This window comes from Sorangium sp. So ce302, from assembly GCF_051530145.1.
In the GTDB taxonomy this organism is placed as follows: Bacteria; Myxococcota_A; Polyangia; order Polyangiales; family Polyangiaceae; genus Sorangium; species Sorangium cellulosum_B.
In genome coordinates this window covers 10798434-10817719 of the sequence record NZ_CP150326.1, presented here as the reverse complement: position 1 = coordinate 10817719, position 19286 = coordinate 10798434, and the positions used below count along the sequence as shown (strand labels likewise).

General features: G+C 71.7%; 14 protein-coding genes. 12 read left to right on the top strand and 2 right to left on the bottom strand.

The genetic code is table 11. The features are described from left to right. Positions 1 to 1074: 1074 nt before the first annotated feature. The 4 genes from WME73_RS41000 to WME73_RS40985 all read left to right on the top strand — a co-directional run bounded on the left by WME73_RS41000 (position 1075) and on the right by WME73_RS40985 (position 4955). Entirely contained in the window at positions 1075 to 2379 is a 1305-nt protein-coding gene (locus WME73_RS41000; protein WP_437913113.1) for a PGRS family protein, read from the top strand. Positions 2380 to 2606: 227 nt separating this feature from the next. Further along, positions 2607 to 2858 carry a hypothetical protein gene (locus tag WME73_RS40995; RefSeq protein ID WP_437913112.1) on the top strand — a complete coding sequence of 84 codons (252 nt, stop codon included), beginning with the start codon at positions 2607 to 2609 and terminating at the stop codon, positions 2856 to 2858. 31 nt (positions 2859 to 2889) lie between these two features. Further along, a complete protein-coding gene (locus WME73_RS40990; protein WP_437913111.1) occupies positions 2890 to 3825 on the top strand; it encodes a PP2C family protein-serine/threonine phosphatase in 936 nt (311 codons plus the stop codon). Between the two features lie 386 nt (positions 3826 to 4211). Beyond that, the gene (locus WME73_RS40985) at positions 4212 to 4955 is read left to right on the top strand and encodes a DUF434 domain-containing protein (protein ID WP_437741686.1); all 744 of its coding nucleotides are present in this window, start codon (positions 4212 to 4214) and stop codon (positions 4953 to 4955) included. Positions 4956 to 4971: 16 nt separating this feature from the next. On the opposite strand, the gene WME73_RS40980 is transcribed toward WME73_RS40985, so the two are convergent. Then, positions 4972 to 5931, bottom strand: a complete 960-nt coding sequence (locus tag WME73_RS40980) for an NAD-dependent epimerase/dehydratase family protein (RefSeq protein WP_437741685.1) — start codon at positions 5929 to 5931, stop codon at positions 4972 to 4974. 658 nt (positions 5932 to 6589) lie between these two features. Here WME73_RS40980 and WME73_RS40975 point away from each other — a divergent pair. Both WME73_RS40975 and cysK read left to right on the top strand, forming a co-directional pair. Further along, on the top strand, positions 6590 to 7660 hold the full coding sequence (locus WME73_RS40975) for a sulfate/molybdate ABC transporter ATP-binding protein (protein ID WP_437741684.1): 1071 nt from the start codon (positions 6590 to 6592) through the stop codon (positions 7658 to 7660). A gap of 51 nt (positions 7661 to 7711) precedes the next feature. After that, positions 7712 to 8668 (top strand): cysteine synthase A, encoded by a 957-nt coding sequence (cysK, locus tag WME73_RS40970; RefSeq protein ID WP_437741683.1) that lies wholly within the window; start codon positions 7712 to 7714, stop codon positions 8666 to 8668. A gap of 96 nt (positions 8669 to 8764) precedes the next feature. On the opposite strand, the gene WME73_RS40965 is transcribed toward cysK, so the two are convergent. Then, on the bottom strand, positions 8765 to 9298 hold the full coding sequence (locus tag WME73_RS40965) for a hypothetical protein (RefSeq protein ID WP_437913110.1): 534 nt from the start codon (positions 9296 to 9298) through the stop codon (positions 8765 to 8767). A gap of 89 nt (positions 9299 to 9387) precedes the next feature. On the opposite strand from WME73_RS40965, the gene WME73_RS40960 reads away from it, so the two are divergent. The 6 genes from WME73_RS40960 (at position 9388) to WME73_RS40935 (ending at position 19169) form a co-directional block, all read left to right on the top strand. Beyond that, positions 9388 to 10452, top strand: coding sequence for an AAA family ATPase (locus WME73_RS40960; RefSeq protein WP_437325185.1), 1065 nt, complete (start codon positions 9388 to 9390; stop codon positions 10450 to 10452). Next, positions 10449 to 12587 (top strand): hypothetical protein, encoded by a 2139-nt coding sequence (locus tag WME73_RS40955; RefSeq protein ID WP_437913109.1) that lies wholly within the window; start codon positions 10449 to 10451, stop codon positions 12585 to 12587. Before WME73_RS40960 ends, WME73_RS40955 begins: the two co-directional genes overlap by 4 nt. After that, positions 12584 to 13822 carry an ATP-binding cassette domain-containing protein gene (locus WME73_RS40950; protein WP_437741680.1) on the top strand — a complete coding sequence of 413 codons (1239 nt, stop codon included), beginning with the start codon at positions 12584 to 12586 and terminating at the stop codon, positions 13820 to 13822. Before WME73_RS40955 ends, WME73_RS40950 begins: the two co-directional genes overlap by 4 nt. Continuing rightward, positions 13819 to 15570, top strand: a complete 1752-nt coding sequence (locus WME73_RS40945) for an ABC transporter permease (RefSeq protein WP_437913108.1) — start codon at positions 13819 to 13821, stop codon at positions 15568 to 15570. Before WME73_RS40950 ends, WME73_RS40945 begins: the two co-directional genes overlap by 4 nt. A 295-nt stretch (positions 15571 to 15865) precedes the next feature. Continuing rightward, entirely contained in the window at positions 15866 to 17059 is a 1194-nt protein-coding gene (locus tag WME73_RS40940) for a serine/threonine-protein kinase (protein ID WP_437741678.1), read from the top strand. Positions 17060 to 17933: 874 nt separating this feature from the next. Further along, on the top strand, positions 17934 to 19169 hold the full coding sequence (locus WME73_RS40935; RefSeq protein WP_437741677.1) for a hypothetical protein: 1236 nt from the start codon (positions 17934 to 17936) through the stop codon (positions 19167 to 19169). Positions 19170 to 19286 lie beyond the last annotated feature (117 nt).

The following is a 19286-nucleotide window of genomic DNA, read 5'->3' as shown; positions in this document are numbered from 1 at the left end:
ATGGGGCGGGCGGACCGCCCGCAGGCCCGCAGGGCCGAGGACGGGCCGGGGTGGGGCATCCAGCCTTCTCTTGCTGTTTCTCGCTGCTGTCGGATTCGAGCCGGCCGGTGACACAACCCGGGCGATCCAGAGCGAGGGCGAGGACGCGGCGAGGGCCTACGCGGTGGGCGAGGTCGCGCCGAGGCCGCTGCACCCGACGCTGGAGATGGAGCGGGTCCACATCGAGGATCCGCGGCGTGTGCCGCCGCCGCGGGAGGGCGCGAGGCGGGGCGGCGGGGCGCGCAACCCGGAGCAGCGCGCGCCGCTCGCCGACGTGGGGACGCCGAGCGTGTCGATGCCGGAGGGGCTGGCGGTGACGAAGCGGCCGTCAGGAGGGAGCTGTAGATGCCCTCGCGGCGCAGCAGCGCCTCGATGTCCCCGCGCTGGGTGCACGCGGCCGCCTCGCGAACGATGCGCAGCTTCTCCGTCGCCGAGAACTTCCGCCTCTTGCCCGGCTTCGGCACGGTCTCGACGGCGACGCCACTCGGGCGGGGAGCAGCGCCCTGCGCCGCTGGGGCGGGGGTAGGCTCGACGGATCGGAGATGGGAAGGCTTCGGCACGGGTCAGGTCCATTCTCCGCCCTCTCACCACAGATTTCCAGGGGGAGCCTGTCTCACCCGACGTTGGCACAGAGGGCCTGGCGATCGGTGCGGTGACCTATGCACTGTGGCCGCGTGCACGGACTGCAACGTCCAGCGGGATGCACGCGTCAGCCGAGCTGAGTCCGGGCCGTGCTGGGATCGTCGTGCGAGGTGCCTGGTGAAACGCTCGCGAGAGGTTGCGATGAGAAGGCGCTCGATGCGCGGGATCCTGGCGCTCGCAGTGATCTTTTGTGGTTGCGACGTTGCATGGCCCAACACAACCGAGGACTGCGAATTTCTCATGACTTGTGAGCACTTCCGCGGGCTGTGGAACGAGGTGGAAACGCCTTCTGACTGTGTGCCGAGCGAGAACGCTGCCGGAGTGGACGACGCGTGCGGCGTGTTCGTGTCGGCATCCGGGAGGGACGAGAACGCGGCGACGAAGGAGGCGCCTGTGAAGACGCTGCGTGCGGCGCTGGCGCTGGCGGAGGCGGAGGCGAACGGGAAGAGGCGTGTGTACGCGTGCGCGGAGACGTTCGAGGAGGCGGTGGAGGTCGCGGGGAGCGTGACGATCTACGGTGGCCTGGACTGCGCGAGCGGATGGCGCTGGGCCGGGGAGCCGAGGAAGACGGTGCTGACAGCGGGGACCGGAGAGATCCCGCTGGTGGTGCGCGGGGGCGGAGGTGAGGCGAGCGCGCGGGTGGAGGACGTGCACGTGCAGGCGCGCGGGATCGAGCGGGTTGACGGGTCGCTCGCGGGGACATCGTCGATCGCGGCGGTGGCGGAAGAGGCGCGCGTGGAGCTGGCGCGATGCGTGCTGGAGGCGGGGGACGCGGCGCCGGGAGCAGAGGGAGCCGCGTACGACACGCGTGCCATGAGGGGCGAGGACGGGCAGCCTGGTACCGATGCGTGCTCGGGCAACGGGGTGATTGGCGGCGCGTCACTCAAGAACGACTGCGGCACGCCCGATGATGCGAGCGACGATTCTTATGGGGGTTGGGGCGGCACCAGCGAAGTGGAGATCGCCGGCGACGGTGGCCACGGCCGGCCTTGCGGTGCCACGAACGGAAGTGGAGGCGAGACGAATGCGTGGCGCTGCGGTGCCGGCGTCGAGGGTGTCTCGCCCGGGTCTGGCAGCCCGGGCACGGGCGCGACGGGGCTGGGCGAAATCAGCGCCAGCGGCTACGTCGGCGTGGCCGGCCGTGACGGAGCGAAGGGGCGCACAGCGCAAGGCGGAGGTGGCGGTGGCGGAGCGATCGGCGGCGCGGGCGAAGGCAAGTGCCCGTCGGCGGAGTCGGCCGGCGGGGCGAGCGGCGGCTCGGGAGGCGCCGGCGGCTGCGGCGGTGCGGGCGGGCGAGCCGGCGGCGCGGGCGGAGCGAGCATCGCGCTGATCAGCCTGAACGCGACGCTGAGCTTCGAGCAGGTGACGCTGAAGACCGGGCGCGGCGGCGCTGGGGGCAAGGGCGGTGCCGGGCAGGAAGGCGGCGAAGGAGGCGCCGGAGGTCCCGTCGGCGAGGCGCCCGCAGGCGCCCCGCGGCTGCACGACGGGTGCGCGGGCGGCCCCGGCGGCAAGGGAGGGACGGGCGGCCCCGGCGGCGGCGGCCGGGGCGGGCACGCGATCGGGATCGCATACAAGGGCAGGGCGCTCTCGACAAACGGCGCGACGATCGAGCTGGGCGAAGCGGGCGCAGACGGCGTGGGAGCGACCGCGGAGGCGCAGGGCGCGGGCGGCGTGAAGGCCGAGGTGCAGGCGTTCTGACGTGAGGTCGTGAGCGCTGCTGCTGCTGCTGCGGAGCCTAATCCGCAGCGGCGGAGCGGCGTGCGACCGACGAGGCCTGGGAAAAAAGAGATCGACCATGTCATTTCATGAGAACTTCACGCAGCCAAACGTAAGGCTGCGCAATCTGTCGAGTTTCGGCGAGAGCGCGCTTGGCGAGCGGTTTCGTCAGCGGCAGAATGGGTGCCCTCATTCCAGGAGGAGCGCTCATGGCCAAGCCTCGGCGGTTCAGCGGCCACGGCACGCGTCGTTCGGGCAACGTGATTCACGTGAGCCCGAGGCTGCTGTGGGAGCTTGCGTGGCTGCGGAAGCTGGGGCTCGAGGACGTCGACTGGGATCCGGAGCTCTGTTGCCCGCACTGCAGAGCAGAGCGAGCCGCTCGAGGGGAGCCGGTGGAGGAGGATCTCACGCCGCCCTCCGGGACGTGGCCCAAGTTCCTGTTGGACGACGAGCGCGAATGATCGAAGGGCGCCGCTGCAAGGGCGCCCGTTCATGAGAGCACGCAAGCGCGGAGATGACGGCTCGCGCGCGCTGAACCACCGCGGCAGCGCCGTGGCGCGCTGCCCACGAAAGAAGGACGCGGCGCCCTGCATCCCAGCGCGCCATGGCCCGGCTCGTCGCATCGACGAGCGGGCGAGGAGGACGGTCGTGGTTCCACAGCTCGCCATCGAGGCAGCAGCGCAGTCGGACGTGGGGCGCTGGCGGAGCCACAACGAGGACAGCTTCGCGGCGCTGCCGTGCCTCGGGTTGTTCATGGTGGCCGACGGGTTGGGCGGCCATGCCGCCGGCGACGTCGCGTCCCGCATGGCGATCGAGGTGGTCAAGAGCTGCTTCGAGGAGGACGACATCGAGGACACGTGGCCCTACGGCACGTCGAGGCCGCACGACCGGGACGAGGTGCGGCTCTTGCTGAGCGTACGGCGAGCCAACCGGGCGATCTACGAAGCAGGGCAGCGGCAGGCCGAGATGCGCGGCATGGCGACCACCTTCGCGGGCGTGCTGCTCGCGCCGGGGATGGCGTACATCGCGCACGTGGGCGATTCCCGGGTCTACCGGATGCGCGACGGTCGGCTGGAGCGGCTGACGCGGGATCACACGCTGCTGGAGGAGCTGCTCCGTGAAGGTGACCGCGACAGCATGCTGGAAGCGATCGAGGCGCTGAACGACCGGGCGAGCGCGGTCACGCGCGCGCTCGGGTGCGACGAGAACGTCGAGATCGAGTCGCGGGTGGAGGCGACGCTGCCGGGCGACGTCTTCCTCGTGTGCTCCGACGGGCTGTGGGGCCCGGTGCCCGAGAAGCGGATTGCGGGGGTGCTCGGAGCGCATCGCGACCTGAGCCTGGCGGCGAGCCTTCTGATCGACCTCGCGAACGAGCACGGCGGGCCGGACAACGTGACATGCGTGCTGGCACGCCTCGGGGGCGGGTGATGGGTGGGTGGCGATGAGATCGGGCGGGCAGGGCGAGAAACGGCGGGTGAGAAATTCGGGGAGCTCGGAGGAATGCGATCGGCAGAGGAGCTCGAGCACAGCGGGCCGTGATTTCCGAAATGGAGGTGAGGAAATGAGAAGACAAGACCTGCGCGAACACGGTACCGATCTTCGTGTCGCGCGGCACCGCGACAAAGAGGCGGGCTGCTCTGCGCTCATGGCAGCACCCTCCCCAGGGTGGGTTGTCTTGGGTTCGGACGGACGGGCCTTTGATCTGCTGACTCCTTCTGCGTCGAGCGCGGAGATCCTCCGACGGTCGCTCCAAGCAGCCCCTCAGCAGGTCGTCTATCGCAGCATGGCAGCAGTGCGCCGGGGAGGCGGGTGACGTGGCGGGCGAACACAGCGGCGCGCCGCGCGGCGGACACCCGGACGATGAGCGGCTGTTCGGCCCCGATGCCGTCCGGACGCTGCGCGTGGCCTTCGAGGAGGTGACGTGGCTCCTCGGCCGCGGCTATCCGCTGCGCACCGCGATCCGGACCGCCGGCGACCACCACCAGCTGGCCGCACGCCAGCGCCTCGCGCTGCAGCGGGCCGCTTGTTCGGACGCGCAGCGGGCGTCGCGCCTCGCGCGCTGCGCGCCGTCCTCGTCGCTCCAGGGCGCGGAGGCGAACATCGACGGCTTCAACCTGATCATCACCCTGGAGGTGGCGCTCGCGGGCGGGCTGCTCGTGCGCGGGCCGGAGGGGGCGCTGCGCGATCTCGCGGGGCTGCGCGGCAGCTACGCGCCGATCGCGGAGACCGACGCGGCCATCGATCGGATCGGCGACGCGCTGTCCGGCGCCGGCGCGGCGCGCGCGCGCTTCCTCCTCGACGCGGCCATCCCCAGCTCCGGGCGGCTGCGCGCGCGGATCCTGGAGCGGCTCGGGGGCGCGCCCCTCTCGATCGAGGCGACGCTCGTCCCCGATCCCGACCGCCTCCTCGCGGGGGCGGCGGGCGTGATCTCGTCCGACAGCGTCGTCCTCGATCGCTGCGTGCGCTGGGTCAACCTCGCGGACGAGATCGTGGGCGCGCGCGTGCCGGCGGCGCGCGTGGTCGAGCTCGTCCCTCGCGGAGGTGATGCCGGCGCTTGAGGGCGCGGAGCGCCCGTCACCGGCAGAGCCCGAGCCGCCTCGTTTGCCAGGCGACCTGCGCCGCGAGCCCCTCGCGCAGGGGCACCCGGGGCACGTACCGGAGCGCCGCCTGCGCGGCAGCGGTGTCCGCCCAGGTGCGCCGGACGTCGCCGGGCTGCGGCTCTCCCCGCTCGACGCGCACGGGTCCTGCGAGCTCCCCCAGCAGCCCGAGCGCGTCGTTGAGGCTCACCCGCGAGCCACCGCCGATGTTGAACACGCCCACCGCGCCGCCCTCCATGGCGTCGACGTTGGCCTGCACCACGTCGCTCACGTACGTGAAATCGCGCGTCTGCTCGCCGTCGCCGTACACGCGGACCGGCTCGCCCTTCAGCACGGCGGCGATGAACCGGTGAAACGCCATGTCGGGGCGCTGCCTGGGGCCGTACACCGTGAAGTACCGGAGCGAGATCGTGGGCAGGCCGAAGTTGCGCCGGTACAGCTCGCAGAGCTGCTCGGCGGCGAGCTTCGTCACCCCGTAGGGTGAGTGGGGGGCGGTCCGACTGGATTCGTGCATGGGCACATCCCCCGTGTCGCCGGAGGGGTCGCCGTACACGGAGGAGGACGAGGCATAGACGAGCTTGCGCACCTGGCCATGCGCCCTGGCTGCCTCCAGCAGCCGCTGCGTCGCGAGCACGTTGTCGCGCAGGTAGACCTCGAAGCTCTGTCCCCAGCTCGGGCGCACGCCCGCCTGCGCCGCCTGGTGGAAGACGACCTCGCGGCCCGAGAGCAGCGGGCGGAGATCGTCTGTCGCGAGGTCGGACGTCGAGAGCGAGAAGCGCGGCTCGCCGCGCAGCCGTGCCAGGTTCCCCTCCTTGAGCTCGCGGGCGTAGTAGTCGGTGAAGCGGTCTACCCCGAGCACGTCGTGCCCGAGCTCGATCAACCGCTCCGCCAGGTGGGAGCCGATGAATCCGGCCACCCCCGTCACCAGACAACGCATCCGCCTTCCGTCCTGGTCCTGCCGCGTCGCGGCCTCGCATCCTCGTCCAGCCGCGCCGCGGCCTCCGGTCCCGGGCCTGCCGCGTCGCGGCGCGGCGATGCTAGCACCTCGGGCCGTCCGTTGAGTCGGGCAGCAGCCGGCCGCGCGAAGCCCGCCGCGCAGCTGAGCTCGCTCCGGGGTTCGGGAACCGACTGGGGACCGACCGGGGTTGGAGATCGTGGACCGACCGAGGTTGAGGACCGACCGAGGTTGAGGACCGACCGAATCGGCCCCGCGGACCGACCGAGGTTGGGGACCGACCGATCGGCCCAGGACCGGGACCGACCGAGGTTGGGGACCAGCGGACCGACAGTGGCGGACCGACCGAGGTTGGGACCGACCGAGGTTGAGGACCGACCGAGGTTGAGGACCGACCGAGGTTGAGGACTGACCGACACGGGAGGGGTCGGCCTGAGCACCGGCTCCGCGCTTCCTGCCCTCTGTCAGCCTTCTTGCATCAGCACGCCCCCTTTCTTGCAAATACGCCCACCTTTCCGATGTGTATTTCTGAATCTGGTTGCGCCTACCCGCCCGGCAGGCGACGCTGGTGCGCGCTCGGGCCCCTCGCTTTTTCTGTCCGAGGAGCGATCGAGACGGGTCGGAAGGCTAGCTGTTGCTTATGGGAATTGTTGTCGAGCGGCTCACGAAGCGGTTCGGTCCGAACAAGGTGGTCGATGACGTCTCGTTCGAGATCGAGAGCGGCGCGCTGGTCGCGCTCCTCGGGCCGAGCGGAGGTGGCAAGAGCACCGTCCTGCGCATCATCGCCGGGCTCGAGAGCCCCGACTCCGGCGAGGTCGTCCTGAATGGCAAGAACGCGACCACCACCCGCGTCCAGGACCGGAACATCGGCTTCGTCTTCCAGAACTACGCGCTGTTCAGGCACATGAGCGTGCGCGACAACATCGGCTTCGGCCTCAGCATCCGGAAGCGGCCACGGAAGGAGATCGCGACCACCGTCGACGAGCTCCTCAGCCTCGTGCAGCTCGACGGGCTCGGCGGCAGGTTCCCGCACGAGCTGTCGGGCGGCCAGCGGCAGCGCGTCGCTCTGGCGCGCGCGCTCGCACCAGGCTCGTCGCTGCTCCTGCTCGACGAGCCGTTCGGGGCGCTCGACGCCAAGGTCCGCCTCGAGCTGCGCGAGTGGATCCGGAGGCTCCACAAGGAGCGAGGGATCACGAGCGTCTTCGTGACCCACGACCAGGAAGAGGCGATGGACCTCGCCGATCGGGTCATCGTGCTGCACAAGGGGCGGGTCGAGCAGATCGGCACCCCGGAGGAGATCTACGACCGGCCGGCGACCGAGTTCGTCGCGAGCTTCGTCGGGTCGATCAACGTGCTCAAGGGGGAGGTGCGCGACGGCCAAGCGGCGCTCGGCACCCTCGCGGTGCACGCCCCCCCCGGGACCGGCGACGGGGCGAGCGTGCACGCCTTCGTACGTCCGCACGACATCGAGGTCCACACCCGGATCGACTCCTCGAAGACGCCCGCCGCCGACGACGCCAGCGTCGCGCGCGTCGAGCGGCTGTCACGGGTCGGGTGGATGGTCAAGGCGGAGCTCCGCCTCTCCGACGGCCAGCCGCTCTCCGTCGAGCTGACCAAGGATCGCGTCGCCGAGCTCGGCCTGTCCGAGGGGGACAGGGTGCTGGTAAATCTCCGAGACGCCAAGATCTTCGTGCAAGATTACTCCATCTAGCCCGCTGGCCGGCGCTCCCGTCTGGCCAACGGCCATCACGGGAGGCGGCACGTGGCTTCAATCTTCGACGACATCGCGGCGACGATCGGGCGCACCCCCCTCGTCCGCCTGAGCTCTGCGGGCAAGGGGCTGCGCGCCGAGCTGATCGGCAAGGTCGAGAGCCGGAACCCCGGCGGCAGCGTCAAGGATCGTATCGGCCTCGCGATGGTCGAGGACGCGGAGCGGCAGGGCAAGCTGAAGACCGGGAGCGTCCTCGTCGAGCCGACGAGCGGCAACACGGGCCTCGCGCTGGCGATGATCGCCGCGGCCAAGGGCTACCGGCTGATCCTCACGATGCCCGAGTCGATGAGCCCGGAGCGGATCGCGCTGCTCCGGGCCTTCGGGGTCGAGGTGCTGCTGACGCCCGGGTCGCTCATGGTGCAGGCCGTCGCGCGGGCGCGCCAGATCGTGGAAGAGACGCCCGGCGCGGTGATGCTCCAGCAGTTCGAGAACCCGGCGAACCCCGCCGCGCACCGCGTGACGACCGCGCGCGAGATCTGGGAGGACACGGACGGGACGGTCGACGTCGTGGTCGCCGGCGTGGGGACCGGCGGGACGATCACCGGCGTGGGCGAGGTGCTCAAGCAGAAGAAGCCGGGCGTGAAGATGATCGCGGTCGAGCCCAGGAACGCGGCCGTGCTGAGCGGCGGCCGCGTGGGCGCGCACCTGATCCAGGGCATCGGCGCGGGCTTCGTCCCGAAGATCCTCAGGCGCGAGCTCATCGACGAGGTGGTGCCCGTGTCCGAGGACGAGTCGTTCGACGCCGCGCGCCGGCTCGCCAAGACCGAGGGCATCCTCGTCGGCATCTCCGGCGGGGCGGCGATGGCGGCGGCGCTGTCGATCGCGGCGCGCGACGAGATGCAGGGAAAGAGGATCGTGGTGATCCTTCCCGACGGCGGGGAGCGGTACGTCACCTCGCCGCTCTTCAAGGAGCTCGTCGGCTGCGCTCGCGCGGCCGTGCCCCGCTGAACCGCCAGGGAAGGCAGCCGCACATCGGGTCGCCTTCCCTGCAGAAGCGCTCCGTCTTCCTGGGCGCTTGCGGCGCCGCCGGCCTCGCGGCCTCGATCACTCGATGCGGACGGCGACGAGGACCTTCATCCACACCCCTTCGGGCGGGATCGTCTTCGTCAGATCGACCTTGCCTTCCCAGTCGACGTGCACCGTGTAATCGCCGCTCTCGTCGTTCTTGTAGAAGAAGGGCCGGATGTCGTCGTGATAGACCCGATCGAGCGGGACGATGCGCTCCCCGGTAGGCATCGGCGCCTTCTTGGCGACGACGGTCGACTTGCCGTCGACGACGGCCGAGGCGGATACGCTCTTGAGGAAGGTGAGGTCCGGCACGTTGTCGTCGCGTGCTTCCAGCCGGATGTACATGAGCTCGGCCCTGTCGACGGAGCTCGGGTCCTCCGAGACGGAGAGCTCGCTCCATCCGGAGAAGGTCGACTGCGAGGTGGGCTTGACGAGGAACTTGGTCTCCACCTCATGCTCACCGACGACCGAGGCACAGGCGCTCGCGCCGAGCGACAGCACCACGATGAGCGCCGCGCCGCTGCGCGCGGCAAGGCAGAGCGAAGCGAGCCCACGGCGACAGGTCAACATAAGCATCCTCATTCGCAAGACATAGCATGGCGAGCTCCGATCGACGCGCGGGGCGCGGCCGGCTATCGTCGTCGGCCGAGGGCGACCAGATGGCGGCGGAATCAGGCGCGGGTATTGACGGCGGGCAGGGCACGGCCCCTGCGTCCTTCGAGGCGAGGCTCGAGCTCGCCCAGCGGACGAGCGCGCGGCTGCGAGAGGCGATCGGGCAGGCCGTGGTCGGGCAGGACGACGTCATCGAGCAGACGCTCTGGGGGATCCTCGCGGGAGGGCACGTCCTCCTCGAGGGGGCGCCCGGGCTGGGCAAGACGCTCCTCGTCAGGACCATCGCCGGCTGCCTGGATCTCGCGTTCTCGCGCATCCAGTTCACCCCGGATCTCATGCCGAGCGACGTGACCGGCACGAACGTGCTCGTCGCGGCGGCGGACGGCTCGCGCCACTTCTCGCTGCACAAGGGGCCGATCTTCGGGCAGGTGATCCTGGCCGACGAGATCAACCGGGCGACGCCGAAGACGCAGAGCGCGCTGCTCGAGGCCATGCAGGAGCACGCGTGCACCATCGCGGGCACGCGGTACGCGATGGAGGAGCCGTTCTTCGTGCTGGCCACCGAGAACCCGATCGAGATGGAAGGGACTTACCCGCTGCCGGAGGCGCAGCTCGATCGGTTCTTGCTCAAGGTGCTCGTGCCGAGCCCGACCGAGGATGAAATGACCGAGATCCTCGCCCGGACCACGGGCCATGATCGCGGGCCGCCGCCGCGGGTGCTCACCCGCGACGACGTGCTCTCGCTGCGATCGCTCTGCCGCGACATCGCGGTCGCCGAGCCCGTCATGCGGTACGCGTCGCGGCTCACCCGGGCGAGCGATCCGGCCGCCGAGGGGGCGCCCGAGATCGTGCGGAGGTCGCTCCGGTTCGGCGCCGGCGTGCGCGGCGCGCAGTCGCTGGTGCTGGCCGCGAAGGCGGTGGCGCTGCTCCAGGGAAGGGCGCACGTCGCCTTCGCCGACGTGCAGCGGGTCGCCAAGCCGGTGCTCCGCCACCGGATGATCCGGTCCTTCGAGGGCGAGGCGGAGGGGATCACGACGGATCAGGTGATCGCGGCGCTCCTCTCCGCGATCGAGGCGCGGCCCGAGCCCGTGGCGCAGGCGATCCGGCGATGAGGCGCGTGCAGGAGCCGCGGGGGCAGGCGATCCGGAGCGGGTCGCTGAGGAGAGGCGCGAAGGGCCTTGCGGGGGCGGCGTCGCTCGCGGCGCTCTTCTCGGCGGGGCCCGCGTCCGGGCAGGCGCCGCCCCTGTCGACCGCGACGGCGCTCGTCGTCGACGTGGCGCCCGTGCTCGGGACGAGCGGCGGGATGCCCTGGGGCTGGAACCAGGTCGTCGTGCGCATCCAGAACAACGGCGTCCGGGCGGCCAGGGGTGAGGTCGAGGTCGAGTCGAAGCGCTACTCCGATGACCGCGTCTTCGTCGCGTCGGCGCCGTACGCCGTCGGGGCTGGCGCGTCGGTCGACGTGCGCGTGCCGGTGCACGTGTCGCCTTTCGGCGACGTGCAGGTGCGGGCGCTCGATGAGGGCGGAGCGCAGGTGTCGTCGCAGGGGCTCTCGTCGACCTCGCAACACGCGGTGGTGCTCTTCGACGTCAGCGAGAGGTCGCTGCTCCGCGGGGGCCTCCACGACGCGCCGATCACGCCGCTGTACATATCGACCAGCCGCGCGCCCGGGGGGACGCCGAGCCCTGTCCTCTGGGTCGGGCAACCTCGCTTCGACAGCGCGACCGGCGACCCGCTGCTGCCCGACCGGGCGGCCCTGTACAACGCGGCGGACGCCGTGCTCATGCGCACCGACACGCTGTCCAGGCTGGGCGGCTCCGAGCTCGAGGCGCTCGCCGGCTTCGTCCTCTCCGGCGGCACGCTGGCGCTGTCCGTCGCCCGCCCCGAGGATCTGCGGCACCCGACGCTCGCGGCGTTCGTCGGCGGTGAGGTCGCGAGGGCGGCCATCGCGCCGCCCACCCTCGCGGAGATCGCGCCGCCCGGCGGCTCCAGCGGCTTTGGCAAGCAGGGCAACGTGCTCCTGCCCGCGCCGAGCGCGACCCCCGCGGTGGCCGAGTCGCTCTGCGGCTGGTCGGGCGGCAACCTGCGCGGGAGCGCGTATGGCAGCTCGGCGTTCTACGGCCTCGGCGAGGTGCACCTGCTCGCCTTCGACCCCACGCGCTCGCCCGCGGCCAGCGACCCGTGGGTGAAGATCCGGGTGGCCGATCTCGCTCGCCGAGCCTACGACCGTCGCTCCACGGTCGCCTTCCGCCCGGGGGAGGATGCGATGGGCGTCGACCTCGATCCGGTGCGGCGGGAGCTCGATCCGAACGAGAGCTCCCGCTGGGCGATCGGGGTCTCCGCGCTGCTGCTCTGCATCTACGCGGTGCTCGCCGGTCCGATCAATTTCTCGCGCGCCGCGCGGCAGGGGAGGCCGCTCCGCGCGCTGTGGCACTTGCCGGTGCTCTCTGCGGTCACGTTCGCGATGATCGTCGGCGTGGGCTTGCTCGCGAAGGGGGTGCGCGGCCGGGCGCGCCACCTCACGCTGATCGAGGCGGGGGCCGGCATGACGAAGGGGGCGGTGCGCCGGTTCCGGGGCTTCTTCGTCGCCAGCGCGGAGGAGCTCACGGTCCGCACGACCGACGCGAGCGGCGTGATCAGCACGGCGGTGGTCGCCGAGCTCTCGGAGCGGCGCGACCGGCTGCTCGTGGACCGCGACGGGGCGCGGCTGACGAAGGTCGCGGCGCTCCCCTGGCAGACGGTGATCGTGCGTGAGGACGGGGCCGCGTCGCTCGGGGACGGCATCGCGATCGTCGCCGATCCGAGCGGCGACGTCGTGGTGAGCAACCGGAGCGGCCGCGATCTCCGGGGCGGCGTCCTGTGGCTACCGGAGGGCGCGACCCGCTACTTCGCCCGCATCGGCGACGGGGAGAGGGTCTCGTCGCGCGCGGGGGTCGATCTCGCGGCGCGGAGCGAGGGGCAGGGCTGGCTCTCGCACGCGGGCTTCGGGCGGCGGGTCGGCGGCATGGACGTCCACGACCTCGGCGGGAGGCTGCTGGCTCCGCTCCTCGAGCCCGACGCGCCGGGGCTAGGCGCTGCGTGGCTGGCGATCGAGGAGGCGGCCGGCGGATCGGTCGACTGGTTCCCGGCCGGGGTGCCCGTGCTGTTCGGCCAGCTCGACGGCGGCGAGGGGCGCGCGAGCGACTCCGGGTTGCGGATCGACAGCGATCGCGTGCTCGTGCGGGTCGTGGGCTACGGAGGCCGGCCGTGAGCGCGGCGCTCGGCGGCGCTCCGCCCTCCGGGGCGCAGATCGAGCGGGCTCGGCCGACGATCCGCGTCCGGCACCTCTCGCACCGCTTCGGCGCGCTCGACGTGCTGAAGGACGTCACCTTCGACGTGGGCCCCGGCGAGATCTTCGGCTTCATCGGGCCGAACGGCGCGGGCAAGACGACGACGATCCGGGTCATGGCGACCTTGCTGGAGCCCATGGCGGGGCGGGTCGAGATCGACGGCGTCGACGTGACGATCGACCCCGCGGCTGTCCGCCGAAGCATCGGGTACATGCCGGATCACGCCGGCGTCTACGACAGGATCACGGTGCGCGAGTACCTCGAGTTCTTCGCGGACGCCTTCCGGGTGCCGTCGCTCGACGTGGTCGACGCCGTCCTGGAGCTGACCGACCTCGGCAAGATCCAGGACCGGATCGTCGCCACGATGTCGAAGGGGATGAAGCAGCGCCTCCAGCTCGGGAGGATCCTGCTGCACGATCCGAAGGTCCTTATCCTGGACGAGCCGGCGAGCGATCTCGATCCGCGCGCGCGCATCGAGATCCGCGATCTCTTGCTCGAGCTCCGGAGCCTGGGGAAGACGATCTTCCTCTCGTCGCACATCCTCACGGAGCTCTCCGACGTGTGCACGTCGATCGGCATCCTCGAGAAGGGCCGCCTCGTCGTCGCCGGGCCGATCGGGGAGATCGCCGCGCGCCTCGAGGCGGTGCGCGCGGCGCAGGCGCACGGGCACGCGCCGCCGCGCCATGGCGCCGCGCCGGGCGCGTACGGGGCGCAGGCGCATGGACACGCGCCGCCGCGGCACGGACCCGAGGCGGCCACGCCCGACGGCGCGCCGGCGGATCCGGCCGCCGTCGATCGCTCGCAGGCCGGCGGTCCGCCGCCCGGATACGGCCAGCACCCGCCGCACGCCGCTGCGCCGGCGAGCGCGGGGCAGGCGGCCTATCCGGCGCTCTCGCCGATCTCCCGGCGCAAGGTCAAGGTGCGGGTCCTCGGCGATCCCGAGGCAGCGGCCTTCCTGGTCAGGGGCGGGCCGGGGATCACCGACGTCGACATCGTCGCCGGAGCCGTGCACGTCGGTTACGTGGGCACCGACGTGAAGATCGCCGAGATCGTCCAGCACCTCGTGCGCAGCGGCGTCGGCGTGATCGGCGTCGAGCCGGAGCGCAATGAGCTCGAGAGGATCTTCCTGGAGGTCACGCAAGGAGAGGTGCAGTGAGCGTGCAGACTGGCACATCGCCGCCCGCCGGGCCGGCGTCGCAGCGGCTCGTCGATCGGGCGCGGCATCGCGTGGGGCGCATCCTGGGCGAACCGAACCCGATCTGGATCCGCGAGCTCAAGCAGGCGGCGCGCCTCGCCCGCACGCCGATCATCCTGCTCGTGCTGGCCGTGCTGATGGCGCTGCTCGTGGCGGCCATCGGCGGCATCGCGGCGAAGGAAATCGCGCCTGCGAAGACGGGCGTGATCCTGTTCCAGGTCTTCTTCTCGCTCGCGTACTTCGTGGTGGCGCTGGTCGGGCCGGCGGTCGCCGCGAACAGCATCGCTTCGGAGCGCGAGGGGCGCACCTGGGAGGCGGTGCTCCTGACGGGCATCCCGCCCGGTGAGATCGCGCGAGGCAAGTTCCTCGCGGCTTACACGGCGATCTCGATGTACGTGGTGATGCTCGCGCCGGTCGGGGCGCTGCCGTTCCTGTTCGGCGGGATCACCGCGATGGAGGTGGTGATCGCCTTCCTGTTCCTCTTCTTGATCGCGCTGCTCAGCGTGGCCTTCGGCCTGGCGATCAGCTCGAAGATGGGGAGCCTGCGCGCGGCGATCCTCGTCACGCTGCTGCTCGCGTTCCCGCTGTCGATCGGCCTGTTCTCGGCGGGCGGCTCGGGGCTCTCGTACGCGGCCCACCTGGCCTGGCCGGAGGTTCCCGAGGGGCCGCCCATCTGGCTCCCGATCGCCTACCAGCGCGCGCCGCTCGGCCTCGATTACGTGCTCTTCCTGATCCTCCTGCCGATCGCGGCGATCGGCATGCCCGCGTGGTTCCTGTACCAGGTGACCGTCTCGAACCTCACGAGCGAGAGCGATGATCGCTCCTCCGGGCTGAAGACGTGGTTCGCGGTCTGCGCGCCCGTGACGACCGCCGCCGTCGCGGTGCCGGCGTTCTCGGTGGACGCCTCCGATCGCCTGCCCGCGATCGTCGCGGGCCTGTGCGCGGTGCTCTCGTTTCTGATCTTCTGCGTGTTCCTCTTTGCCGGAGAGCCGATCGGCCCATCGCGCCGCGTCGAGGTTCACTGGGCTCGGAGCCGCGCCAGCCGGCTGCGTCGCTTCTTCGGCCCCGGCGTGATGCGCTCGGCGTACCTCCTCCTCGCGGTGGGGGTCTCCGCCATCACCGCGCTCTGGGTCGTCGGGCACCGGCTGAGCCTCGGCGCGCCCGTCCCGACGCCGGAGATCCATGCGCAGCAGGTCCAGCACGTCGCCGTCTACGCGCTCGCCGTCTACGTGTTCCTCGTCGGGCTCAACGCGTTCCTTCGCGCGCGGATCGCCTCGCCCCTGGTCACGCGGGCGCTGCTCCTGACGCTGCTCTTCACGATCGCGGTCGGCCCATGGATCGTCGCCGCCATCGCCGGCCTCGTCGCGGAGCTCGACACGAGCGAGAGCGCTCTCCTCGTCGCGGCCCCGTCGCCGTTCTATGCGTTCGTGATGCTCTCCAAGGCCGATCAGGGCGACGCGGGGTCGTCTGTCATCGCCGCCGGATACACGGCCGCAGCGGGCTGGGTCGCCGTCGGGCTCGGCCTGCTCTCCGCGGCCCGCGCGCGCTGCGCTGCCGTCGTCGCGCAACGCGAGGCGGCCTTCGCCGAGACGGACGCGCTCCTCGCCCGGGAAGACGAGGCGGCGCTCGCGGCGGAGCAGGCAGCGCCGCCGCACGCGGCCACGCCCGAGCACGCGGAGCCAGGGAGCGCCGCGGGCACCGCCGCCTGATCACGGGGGCATGATCGCGACGCGCTCCGAAATCGTACGCGCACGTCTCTTTGTGTGGAAATTTGGAACGCGTCCGGGGAATGCGTCAGGATGCGCTGCGCGCGGATCTGTCGAAATCTTGGGCGTCCCGTGGCGAGCGTGTGAGAAGAGCGCTCGCGCGCTCGAGGTCCGGGAGCGAGAGGGGATCTCGATTCCTCGCGTCGTGTGACGACGGCGGCACCACCTCGACCCGCAGAGGATGGCCTTGCCTTCGCACGAAGACTGCCGATGCGCGGCGCCTGAGCTGAGCGATACCTTGCTGGATGGAACGCCGTACCGGCCCGTGCGCCGGCTCGGGCGAGGGGGAATGGGCGAGGTGATCGAGGCGGCGCACGTGGGCCTCGACAAGCCGGTGGTGGTGAAGCTCCTGCACCGCGACCTGAACCGCGAGCCGCGGCTCGTGGAGCGGATGCGCGTCGAGGCGCAGTCGCTGGCGCGGCTCGCTCACCCGAACCTGGTGACCGTCACCGATTTCGGGCGGACCGCCGAGGGGAGGACGTTCCTCGTCATGGAGCGGCTCTACGGCCGGACGATGCGCGAGGAGCTCGCGGCGCGCGGCGCGCTGCCTGCGATGGAGGCGCTCGATCTCGTGACGCAGACGCTGGCGGGCCTCGCCGCGGCGCACGGCGCGGGCATCGTTCACCGCGACGTGAAGCTCGAGAACCTCTTCGTGTGCGACGCGGATGCGCAGGGTCGGCGCGTGGTGAAGGTGCTCGACTTCGGGATCGCCAAGGTGGTCGCTCCGCGCGGCGATGGGCGCGCGCCGGCGCCGTCGCTCTATCAGACGGAGGAGGGGGTTCTCGTCGGTACGCCGCGCTATCTCTCGCCCGAGCAGGCTTGCGGGCTCGCCGTCGATGCGCGCACCGACGTGTATGCGGCCGGCGTGGTGCTCTACACGCTGGTCGCCGGTCGCGATCCGTTCGAGCATGTGAGGCGCGTCCACGAGCTCGTGCGCGCCCATGCGAGCGAGGTCCCCGCGCCGCCGTCGAGCCACGCGCCACGAGCGGTGCCGCCGGAGCTCGACCGCGCGATCATGAGGGCGCTGGAGAAGAGCCCGGAGCTTCGTTTTCCGGACGCAGCGGCGTTCGCGGCGGAGCTGTCGCGCATCGCCGCGGGGCTTTCGGGAGGGGTGGATGGTGGGTCGGTCATACCGTCCGGGTCGTACTGGGAGCGTACGGCGCCGCTGACGCTGCCGCCGGTCCGGGCGCCGGTGCTCCCACCGACGTTGAGCGCGACCGTGAAGGCGTTCGGCCTCACGGCGCCGTACATGGCAGCGCGGCCCGCCCCAGGGTCTGCGCTGCAGCGGGCCTCGGAGGCGCACAGAAGCAGGCCGCGGCGCGCGCGACGGTCTGCGCGCGCTCAGGCCAGCTGGGCGGCCATGGGATTGCTGGTGGTGAGCGTGGTGCTCTTCGGCTTCACCCTGGCGCTTCTGGTGAGCTTCCTGGGTTGACAGGCGGGTACGGCGTCGTCGCCGCGGATGCCAGGAACGTCACCCGGTGTGACGAACCCGCTACGATGCGGGCTGCGGAATGGGGAGCGTTGGCGCTGAGAGGGGCAACCTGGGTCGGAAGGGTCAACCTCGGAGGGGTCAACCTGGTCAACCTCAGGCGCGCGGTGGAGGTCAACCGGAGGTCAACCTGGGTGCGGGCCAGAAGGCAGCTCGGCAGCTCAACCTGGGTGCGGACCGGGGCCAGAAGGCAGCTCGGCAGCTCAACCTGGGTGCGGACCGTGGACCGTGGATGCTGGATGGGTGCAAAAAATCGATGTCGTGGCACGCGGGAATTTTGGCAGCGGAGTATTGGACAACACGCGCGTGATTCGGTGAGGAAGCAAGAAAGTGGCCAGGGGCAACTTTGCGCGCCGTCGACCCGCGGAGCCGCGCCTTGCGCGACGTCATGGTCCGCGACACCGGCGCCTTCGAGCATCGGGAGCCGCCGCCGTCACGGACGTGACCGCGGCGGCTCCCGATGCCTGCGCCCTGCCATGGAGCGACCTTGGCATCGCGCCGGAGGGGGTGGTCACGCTTGGGTGCGTGGTGGTGGCGGCCGGGTGGAGTATCTTCGGGTCCATGCCGTGGCCCTGTTCCCGAGCGAGCTCCGAGGTACCGTGCGCGGACCAGCGCACGTTCGACGCTGGCCTCCGGCGCCCCCGGGCTTGTCGGAGCGCTGCCGCGGCACCCGCCACGCCGTCTGCGGTGCAGCGGTCGAGGCAGATCACCTCGGGAGCGCGCCCATGACAGCGCGGCGTCTTGTACCGGGGGCTCGATGCGCTGCTGCTCACGTGGGGCAGCAGCGCGCCTTTTGCGCGTGGCGAGAGGGGCAGGCATGACCAACAGGAACGCGAACAAGAGCTCGCCAGGCCAGCCGGCGGCTCAGGGCGCTGCGGGCGACGCCGCGCCGCAGCAACCGACGCTGCCGCAGCAGCCGCCGCGCGGGTACGACACGCCGAATTTTGCATCGCAAGAGCACCCCTCACCGGCGCAACAGCGAGCGCTTACGCAGGAGCCGCGCCGCAGACCTGAAGAAGGGAACACCGGCCCCGCAGCGCCGCCCGCGGAGCGGATGGTGCAGTGGGGCGAGCCCAGGCCGCGGCGCCGCCAGGATCGCGAGGCGGGACCGAGCGACAAGCAAGTGTATGTTCCTCCGGTCACGCTGCCTCCGAACCGAGAGCACCAGGCGATGGATCAGCAGAAGATCCAGGTAGCGCCGTCGCTGTTGAAGGGCGTCGACGAACGGAACCGGCCGACGATGCGCAGGATCCCTGTGCAGGGCATGCCGGGTCCGCCGACGGGGGCTCCCGATGGGCAGGGCGGTGCGCGTCCCGGTGGCGTCCGCACGGCCCGCGTCGGTGTGGGCAGCGGCGTCTGGCCGCCGCCCGAAGACGAGTCGTCCGGCTCGCGCGGGCAGTCGTCCCGGAAGCAGCGGCCGATTGCAGCGGCCGCTCCCCCGCCAGCAGCCGGCGCGCCTCGAGCGGGGCTGCAGCCGACCGCGGCGCGGCCCGACGACACCGCGGTGACCGCAGCGGCCGCCGCGGCGGTGCTCGCGGCGCGCCGCCGCAGGGCCCCGCTGGCGCTCTTCGCGTTGCTCGTGTTTCTGGGGAGCGCGACGGTCGCAGGCTTCTGGGTGCTGTGGCGCGCCGCCAATCCGACGAGCGAGCAGGATCCGGCGCTGGCCGAGGGCGGCCGCGCTCCCACGCCCGATCCCGCTGGCCTCGCGACGCCCACCCCGAGCGCGCAGCCCGAACATCCGCCCCCGGTGGCGATCGAGCCGCCGCCCACCGCAGAGCGACCCGTTCCCGCCGCGCCCGAGGTTCCGACAGCGTCGCCCACGGCGGAGCCGAGCTCGCCGCCCGCTCACTCCGCGGCCACGGTCGCCGCCCGTCCGTCATCACCGCGCCCTGCTGTGCAGGTGAGGCGCCCGGTCAAGCCTTCGACGGCGGTGGACGACTTCTACGACTCGGCTGTGAGCCCTCCGATCCCCCCCTCGGTCCCGCCGTCCGCGCCCTCTGCGTCGCCCACAACGCCCCCGGGGACGACCGCTCCCCCGCGTCCGTTCCCCTGAGGCGTCGCCTCTCCGGATTGCATTCCTCCCGCCAGCCACCATGCGAAAGCCATTCTTGAAATACCTGTCTCTACTCCTCCCGTGCGCGGCGGTTCTTCTGGGGCCGAGCATCGCGAG